At 45.7% G+C, this 6,412-nt stretch carries 9 protein-coding genes and 1 pseudogene; 2 read left to right on the forward strand and 8 right to left on the reverse strand.

The window, feature by feature from the left end; all coding sequences use genetic code 11:
- The 3 genes and pseudogenes from RMO52_RS11925 to RMO52_RS11935 all read right to left on the reverse strand — a co-directional run.
- Nucleotides 1-257 (reverse strand): annotated as a pseudogene (locus tag RMO52_RS11925) (TrpB-like pyridoxal-phosphate dependent enzyme); the annotation flags it as partial.
- Nucleotides 258-519: 262 nt separating this feature from the next.
- Nucleotides 520-1,803, reverse strand: coding sequence for a glycosyltransferase (locus RMO52_RS11930; protein ID WP_310414363.1), 1,284 nt, complete (start codon nucleotides 1,801-1,803; stop codon nucleotides 520-522).
- A 121-nt stretch (nucleotides 1,804-1,924) separates the two neighbouring features.
- A complete protein-coding gene (locus tag RMO52_RS11935; protein ID WP_310414366.1) occupies nucleotides 1,925-2,359 on the reverse strand; it encodes an RDD family protein in 435 nt (144 codons plus the stop codon).
- A gap of 433 nt (nucleotides 2,360-2,792) precedes the next feature.
- On the opposite strand from RMO52_RS11935, the gene RMO52_RS11940 reads away from it, so the two are divergent.
- Nucleotides 2,793-3,683: an AraC family transcriptional regulator gene (locus tag RMO52_RS11940; RefSeq protein WP_310414369.1), complete on the forward strand. Its 891-nt coding sequence runs from the start codon at nucleotides 2,793-2,795 to the stop codon at nucleotides 3,681-3,683.
- A 146-nt stretch (nucleotides 3,684-3,829) separates the two neighbouring features.
- Here the strand turns inward: RMO52_RS11940 and RMO52_RS11945 are convergent, their stop codons facing one another.
- From RMO52_RS11945 to RMO52_RS11965, 5 genes are all read right to left on the reverse strand, one after another.
- On the reverse strand, nucleotides 3,830-4,090 hold the full coding sequence (locus RMO52_RS11945) for a hypothetical protein (RefSeq protein WP_310414372.1): 261 nt from the start codon (nucleotides 4,088-4,090) through the stop codon (nucleotides 3,830-3,832).
- Between the two features lie 33 nt (nucleotides 4,091-4,123).
- The gene (locus tag RMO52_RS11950) at nucleotides 4,124-4,459 is read right to left on the reverse strand and encodes an HD domain-containing protein (protein ID WP_310414375.1); all 336 of its coding nucleotides are present in this window, start codon (nucleotides 4,457-4,459) and stop codon (nucleotides 4,124-4,126) included.
- Between the two features lie 300 nt (nucleotides 4,460-4,759).
- Nucleotides 4,760-5,185: a DUF6010 family protein gene (locus tag RMO52_RS11955; RefSeq protein ID WP_310414378.1), complete on the reverse strand. Its 426-nt coding sequence runs from the start codon at nucleotides 5,183-5,185 to the stop codon at nucleotides 4,760-4,762.
- A 55-nt stretch (nucleotides 5,186-5,240) separates the two neighbouring features.
- Entirely contained in the window at nucleotides 5,241-5,693 is a 453-nt protein-coding gene (locus RMO52_RS11960) for a 2TM domain-containing protein (protein ID WP_309741230.1), read from the reverse strand.
- 20 nt (nucleotides 5,694-5,713) lie between these two features.
- Nucleotides 5,714-6,136, reverse strand: coding sequence for a DUF6220 domain-containing protein (locus tag RMO52_RS11965; RefSeq protein WP_310414381.1), 423 nt, complete (start codon nucleotides 6,134-6,136; stop codon nucleotides 5,714-5,716).
- A gap of 44 nt (nucleotides 6,137-6,180) precedes the next feature.
- Between RMO52_RS11965 and RMO52_RS11970 the strand changes: the two genes are divergently transcribed.
- A partial coding sequence (locus RMO52_RS11970; protein WP_310414384.1) for a hypothetical protein occupies nucleotides 6,181-6,412 on the forward strand: 232 nt, incomplete at its 3' end.

Consider the following 6,412-nt stretch of genomic DNA (forward strand, 5'->3'; position numbering starts at 1 on the left):
CGGGCACGATACAGGGGAGTAGGTCGCCATTGTTGATAGATCGATCGTACTTCGTCAGGGATCTCAATCCACCGTTCCTGACTTACTTCCTGCTCGATGAGGCTCATCGGAAACAGGGGAGCTAAATCGGCAGGTGCGATCGGTTGTCCGGTACCAGGATTGAGAATTGGTGGTAATGGTGTGGGTAAATCTGCTTGGATGTTGTACCAAGCGGTAGGCATTTGGTTTTCGGTCAGGAGATATTTAATTTGGTTCATGATTTTATATTTTGTAGATGTCGAAAGTCTTGTTTTATGCTGCTACGGTGTACACATAAGTCTGTTGGACTTCGCTTTTAGATCTGAATCCCCCAAACCCCCTTAAAAAGGGGGCTAAGATCCGGTCAAAGTCCCCCTTTTTAAGGGGGATTTAGCGGCGTTTTTATTCGGGGGTTTCCCCCGAATAAAAAAACGACAAGACAGGGGGATTTCTGGGGTTTTCGCTTTTATCCAGACTTGTATGTACACGGTAGCTCTATGCTCAAAGTGATTTTTGAGCGAATACTGGCTGACCCGTCTGCGCCACCTGTTCGACAATATCGGCGGCGCGACTCACTCCCCCAGCGCGGCGAATTGCTGCTTGTAACCTCACGGCATTTTGTTTGTAAGCATCTTCCGTTAATACTCGTTTCACTGCCGCCCGTAGTCTCGAACTACCTGACTTAGCGAGACTTACCATCTCCCCTGTCCCCGTCCAGGCGATCCGCGCTGCAACTCCTGGTTGGTCGTTAGCGATCGGAATCGCGACCATCGGCACCCCATTACTCAAAGATTCTAATGCCGTATTCATGCCCGCATGAGTGATAGTCAGAGCAGCTTTTTGCAGTAGTTCTAGCTGCGGCGCATAGCCCACAACCAGGGGAGAACCAGGTAAATTTGGCAGGGATGCTGGATTGCTGCCACCACCGAGGGCGATGATTAACTGAGCATCCAAACCCACACATGCCTGGGCAATCTTTTCAAATACTCCACTCAGTTGGTTTTGAAGCGTCCCCATCGAGGCATAAATCAGTGGCTGTCCGGTAAGTTTTTCAAATGGGAAAGAGGCAGGTTCGCGACTATCGGGACGAGAATACGCCCCAGTGAAATGGAACGATGGAGGTAATTGCTGCCGAGGAAATTCAAATTCGGGCGGCTGTTGGCAGATTTGAGCAAGTTTAGAATTAGGATCGTTGGGGTAAATGTATGGGGGCAAGTTCCATTGTTGACGACGATCGGCTACTGTTTTGAGAATGGGTCGAGCAAGACGCGCTAGTAACTGATAGCTGATTTTGTTGCGAAGTTTTGCCCACCAAGCAGGGCTGTAAGACCAAGTTGTATTTAACGGCGGAATACCGAATTCGAGATTGAGCATCAACGCACAACACACGGTAATGTACGGCAGATTCAAAAAATCTGCTACCGTACTACCACCAGATGAAGTTTGGTCTATCAGTAGTACCTCAACACCTGCGGCGGAGATCGCTTGTGGAGCTTCATCCAGTAGCATGGTTGTCGATCGCCGAAACATCGTCACGATTTGTTTGAAAGCAGCTAGACCACTCAACTCGCCCACTTTAGTGTTAGCCGCTGCTGATGCTCCCCCGGGAAATTCGGCTTCACCAATCGCCCAAAATTCCAGTCCGGCAGCTAGGGTTTGCGGTCGAGCGTCGAGAATGCCAAATAAGGTCACGCGATGACCGCGCCGTTGCAGCTCGTGTCCCAATGTCGTCATAGGATTGAGGTGTCCCGTGAGGGCGGGACAGATGATACCAAAATGAGTCATGCACGGCTTCCGGTATTTTGTAAGTCAGGATATTTCAATAAATTCGATCGGGTGTCAGATTTTTGACAGATTTTAGTTGAGATCGTATTATTTGTAACACGACCGAAAATTGTCCAAACCATCATGTTGACACTACGGTATTGAAAATCTTGTCGTGCCAAGTCGCATGTTGTTTATCTACAAAAAACCAGATATAGCCTAACCCGAAGCATAAACCGCTCACGTAGTAACCAACTGAGCCACGCAGACCAGCGATGATAAAAGATAATGGATGACCATCGGTTTTAACCACTCTGATGTTCATGATTCCCATCCCAATCGAGCGTTCTCGCCGACTCCAAAAGTAACCAAAGTACAAAAAATCACCGAGTATAGATACGAGCATAAATACACCCACGCCCGCAGATAAGAGTAAATTTGGCACATCTATCCTGCTACTGGTATAGACTGCACTGACTACTCCAACGGCAAGCGATCCTAAAAAGTAGAGAATAGAGAGAATGACTCGATCGATTAACCATGCCGCAAACCGTTGGAAGAAACTCGCATTGTTCATCTTTGGTTTTGTATCCTTAAATGTTTTTTACAATGAAGACATACAGCAGTTCACAGGTATATGAGGGACACTTGAGATTCCCTGTCCCTTTCTGAATATGACTTGTGAAAATAACTGTACCCCATTAATCCTCAAACCGCTGTGGTAGTAAATATTGCGCCAAGTTGACGAGCCACTCAAAAACTCCTACTTTATAAATGGACTCCTAATTAGCGGTCTATCAGTATTGTAGCGATCGCTAGCAAGGGATTTGTTGCAGAATCTAACGGAAATTTATCAAATTCTTACGATTTTCCATCTCCACACTTACCGATCGCGATCGAGCTACAGTGCGAGATCGGCGATCTCGCGACTCTGGATTTTATTAAATCCTTATTCCTGAGTAAAAAGTCCGCAGATTAGATCGAATTTTTAGAATAGATGAATTTTTGTAATGAAGATATGTAGTGTTGAGCATTCGCGGCTAGAAGATGGTGTCGAAGTTCTATCCAGTAGGAAAATTGACTGGAATGGCATCATAGTCGAACAGTACCAAGCCCCACCAAATTGCGTCGGCGAACAAAGCCCTGGTGCTTTGCTCGCGCATTTGCTGAATTTTCCCTCTGTACAACCCATGCAGCTAGTCCAGCAGCATGGTGAGCGGTGGCATGAATCGATCGTCAAACAGGGCGATTTAGCCTTGGTACCAGCGGGACAAACCACTTACTGGCGAGGCCCAACAGATAGCCCTCTGTCATACCTCTGCGTTTACTTGCAACCAGAATTAGTCACAAAAATGGCGGCATCAGCAGATCTCAATCCAGATCGGATCGAGTTGATCGACTGTTTCTCTCGATTTGACCCACACCTGTACCAAATTGCGATGATGCTCTTGGCAGAAATCAAATCGGGTGGTCTGATGGGTAAGTTATATGCCGAATCATTAACCCAAGTATTAGTTATTCAGTTACTGCGAAACTATTCCAGCTTGCAGCCAAAGATTATCGCAGATCGTTATAACTTACCTCCCCGTCGATTAGAGAACGCAATCGACTATATTCACGCTCACCTCGATGGCGATTTATCAATGGCGCAAATTGCTGCAAGTGTTAGTACTAGCCCTACTTATTTTGCTAGTTTGTTCAAACAAGCAACAGGGATATCGCTCCATCAATATGTGATTAAACAGCGAGTAAATAGGGCAAAAATACTGCTAGAAACCACCGATTTACCGATTTCTAATATTGCATCTCAAGTCGGATTTGCTAGCTCCAGCCATCTTACCTACCACTGCAAACGGCTGACTGGCATGACACCCAGACAGATTACTAATTCTAAGACCTGATGCAATTTCAGCCAGCGATAAGTTTCGTTCGCGTAGCGTCGGCTCTGTCGAATCGAGATGAGTTTGAATAGAGCAGTCAGACAGGAGACCGCAGCTTGAGTATTCAATCCTGGAGAAACTGCGGCGGCGATCTCGGCGATTCACACTCACTCAGCAAAAGGACTGCCATCGAGGACAACCTGCCAATTAGGCGAGGTGAAACCATGAATACAACCGCGACCGACTTCGGCTAGCCAGCTAAATGCGGCGACTTGAGGTTTTTGTTTGACTTGTGAAACTAGTAATTCAGTCATTGAGGCATTGAAGCCGAGGCGAGGATAGGCTTCAAGCACTTGCTCGACGATTTCTGGAGAAATGTCAGCAATTCTCATTCCCATCACATCTGCACTTGCCCCTAAATGTACCAAGGCAATTTCTGGTTGTTTGTGTGAGGCAATGCCTCAAGAGGTGTGCAGCGCGATCGCATCCCAAACGATTTCCGCCTTTTCGTCTGACAAGCCGTGTTTCAAAACAAAAGCTCGTGCGGCATCCGCCCCATCCACTTCAAATCGCTGTTCCCCTCCAAATCGTTCTGTCAGTCCTAAATCGTGCATCACAGCACCTAAATATAGCAGTTCGCGATCGCATTTGAGTCCATCGCGTTTACCCAGCAAATCGCCAAAGAAAAACGTCCGCAGGCAGTGATTGCACAAGAAAGACGGCGATACTTCTGTGGTTAGTTGGGTGGCCTTTTTACAAATGTCGCTATCTGGAATGGAATAGTTAGTTAAAGACATTGTTGCTCCTTGAATAATGAATAAAGCTCTGGGAAAGTGAATTGGCAATAGACTAGAGTTAACTGAGCTTAAATCTCAGGGTGGAAATACTGTGGCGGAGGTTTATTACCAAGAAGTGGGTCGATCGCAAATAGGACAAGGTAGTGCAGCTTATGGAATGGCAATGTCAACGTTGATGATTTCTATAGGGTGGGGTGGATCGATGATTGCAAAGAAAAAGGAATCAAAACTTTAAACAACCAGCAGAATGTGGGTTTGAAGGTAGGATCGATCGCTTTCTGGAAGATGAAGATCTCTGCTTCACGTTCTCTGTGCCTTGCCAAACCAGGTAAAGATCGAAGGTGCGCCTCGGAAATACCACAACGCCAGTACCGGATCGCAAATCATGCACCCAAACGATGATAGTGGCACGAATGGTACGATGGGGGTGCCGTATAAGTGATGGACTGTATCCCATGCTGTGTGCAGCAGCCAGCCAATCCCGATAAATCGGTAGTCCTTTAATCCAAAGTAGGCAACACCAGTCATCACATTACAGAAGGCAAAGTCCCAGCCTAGTAAACCACCATTAAGATATGCAGCTCCAGCTCCAGCAATCAATAGGGCACTGAAATTGCGACGGTTTGGCTCTCTAAATAAAGAGCAGAGGGTAATAAAAATTAAAGCCACCACTAACGGTGAAATTAGCTCGATCATCGTTATTTCAGGTCTAGATTGGATTGGCATAGTATTACTCTGACTTTATTTTGTGCGGTTGGTTAGTATGGAAAACTAAATATTTCTACATCTTTTGTCGATATTCCCATTTCTGAAAAGCACGATCGTATGCGTAGCCCTGACGTTGAAAAAAGACCCGCCACGCAGCCACTCCCCGCACGATTCCCCAGGAAGTTAATACATATAGCGACCAAGGAACACCAAAACCAGTGAAGAAATTGATGGGAATCAGACAGGCATTCACGATCGCATACTTACCAAATCGATCTTGCAGTTTCGATCGACGATAGAGATCGAAATCTTGATGTTTTTTAATTACTTGTTGCTGACTGAGCCACCGATCTCTTGCAAGTTCGATCGTCTCAGGAGAGATACTGAGTTCTTGGGCGATTTCTAGCAATTGAGAATGAGGTAAATCAGTATCTAGAGTCGAGCGATCCGACAGTGCAATATCTAAAATTTCTCGAACATTTTCCTGGCTATAAGCGTGAGTTGAGGATTGTTTTGAAAAGTCCATAATCCAAGCAATTTAATTTATTAGTTGGTAACAGCATCTATGGGATCGAACACCTCATGCCAAGCTCGATGAACCAGTGTGGTTGAGGATGTAAATAATGAAAAGCCGAGTAGTGGGTGGAGAATACCTAAATGTAAGAAATGATTCAAGTGTCCCGTGACAAATTGCAGCGTCAGTAGTATTCCTAAACCTACTGTCAGCATCTTGATTTTTTGAGAGAATGGATGAACGAATAGCCCTGCTAAAAGTAGAACAACTAGTCCACCATATCCGCGTACCAGTAGAACGTGAATGTTCCACCAAGTAGGATCGTCGAAAACTGCTAATCCAACTGTTAATAGTTGAGCAATCAGGCAAAAGTTGAATAGTACTGCAATTGCCAGAAACCCTTTTTGAATCCAGTATCCAGATAATTTAGTTTGCTCAGAATGAAGTTCTATCATCACGATCGAGATTATTTGTAAACGTGAATTTGAGAAATAACTGTGTGTCGATATCGACTAGAATATCAACGATTGAAATCGTCGCTATTGATGCAAAGTCCGCCTGTCTTGAAAAGGTGCTCTACTTGGGGAAACAAGCGACGTTTGCGGGGGAAGCTTCCCCCGCAAAGCTCGCGCCCCTGTTCCCGCACTTTTCGCTTCGCGGACTGAAGAATTTCCTAGTCCGCGAAGGCGGACTTTGCATCATGAGGAGTGGTTTTAACCACTTTGTGTATA

The sequence above is a fragment of the Chamaesiphon sp. OTE_8_metabat_110 genome (assembly GCF_031382685.1).
Lineage (GTDB): Bacteria > Cyanobacteriota > Cyanobacteriia > Cyanobacteriales > Chamaesiphonaceae > Chamaesiphon.

Bases quoted from the DNA above. Each gene is read 5' to 3' on its own strand.
- RMO52_RS11930 (WP_310414363.1), bottom strand. From the start codon at position 1,803: ATGACTCATTTTGGTATCATCTGTCCCGCCCTCACGGGACACCTCAAT.
- RMO52_RS11935 (WP_310414366.1), bottom strand. From the start codon at position 2,359: ATGAACAATGCGAGTTTCTTCCAACGGTTTGCGGCATGGTTAATCGAT.
- RMO52_RS11940 (WP_310414369.1), top strand. From the start codon at position 2,793: ATGAAGATATGTAGTGTTGAGCATTCGCGGCTAGAAGATGGTGTCGAA.
- RMO52_RS11950 (WP_310414375.1), bottom strand. From the start codon at position 4,459: ATGTCTTTAACTAACTATTCCATTCCAGATAGCGACATTTGTAAAAAG.
- RMO52_RS11955 (WP_310414378.1), bottom strand. From the start codon at position 5,185: ATGCCAATCCAATCTAGACCTGAAATAACGATGATCGAGCTAATTTCA.
- RMO52_RS11960 (WP_309741230.1), bottom strand. From the start codon at position 5,693: ATGGACTTTTCAAAACAATCCTCAACTCACGCTTATAGCCAGGAAAAT.
- RMO52_RS11965 (WP_310414381.1), bottom strand. From the start codon at position 6,136: ATGATAGAACTTCATTCTGAGCAAACTAAATTATCTGGATACTGGATT.